The following is a 1,136-nucleotide window of genomic DNA, read 5'->3' on the forward strand; positions in this document are numbered from 1 at the left end:
ACGTGCGGGTCATCGCATTCGGCTCCTCCAGCGCTATCCCCTCTGGGGGTGTAGTTCATTGTAGAGATTAGCAAGTTCACATAGACCTAGTTCTTCGAACCAAGCGTTCGGCATCGCTACATGGACTGGCATTGACATTGAACTCCTCCAAGCTGTCATTCTAAGTTTGGGGAGTTCACCTTTGTATTTATTACGCCTCAATACGCGATGCAACTTCCGTGGTTTCCTCCAGCTTCTCAGTTGTATGGCTCGGAGTCTCCGGCGTATCCAGCTATCCATCTCTTTGAAGAATTTGATCCCTTGACCTCGCACAAAGTAGTTGCCCCATCCTCGTAGATACGGATTTAGCTTCTTCTTTATCAGCGTTTCCAGATTCACAGTTTGGTTTCTACGTGTAATCTCCTTCGTTCGTTCTTTAAACTTCTTTTTGGCCTTGTCCGAGGGCATCATCCAACCTTGTCGAAATTCATATCCCAAGAATATCAAAGGTTCTTCTCGGTTATTTACTATTTTCGTTTTCTCTGGATGTACTTTTAGTCCAAGTTCTTGTTCTAAGAAGCGAACTACCGACTTTAACACTCGCTCTGCACCCTTCTGCGTCTTGCAACAGACCACAAAGTCATCCGCATATCTGGTTATTCGTTGTCCTCGTTCCGTCATCACCTTGTCCAGCGGATGTAGATAGATATTTGCAAGTAACGGACTTATGACCCCACCTTGCATGGTTCCTACATCGTTTAGGTGAAAGCTTCCGTTGTCCATGACCCCTGCTTTCAGAAAACTTCGGATCAATTCCAGCACACTTCCATCTACCACTTCTTCACGTATCGCGTCTATTAATTTCTCATGCGGAATCGTGTCAAAGTAAGATTTTAGATCAGCGTCAATGACATACGTGTATCCATCCATTAAATCCTTGCCAATTTTCTCAAGGGCCATATGGGCGCTTCTGCCTGGACGAAAGCCATAGCTACAGTCTAGAAAAATCCCTTCAAAGATCGGTTCTATTATTCGCCTTGCCGCCGCTTGTACTACTCTGTCTCCTACGGTAGGAATGCCCAAAGGTCTTTGTGCGCCATCTGCTTTCGGGATATAGACTCTCCTTACTGGTTTTGATCGGTACGTCTTTGACCGCA

General features: G+C 45.7%; 1 protein-coding gene. It reads right to left on the reverse strand.

Annotated elements, in window-relative coordinates; all coding sequences use genetic code 11:
• Positions 1–33 precede the first annotated feature (33 nt).
• The coding region (gene ltrA, locus A8708_RS00085; RefSeq protein WP_082927167.1) for a group II intron reverse transcriptase/maturase at positions 34–1,136 on the reverse strand (1,103 nt) is incomplete at its 5' end.

It is taken from the genome of Paenibacillus oryzisoli, from assembly GCF_001653565.1.
Taxonomy (GTDB): Bacteria; Bacillota; Bacilli; order Paenibacillales; family NBRC-103111; genus Paenibacillus_E; species Paenibacillus_E oryzisoli.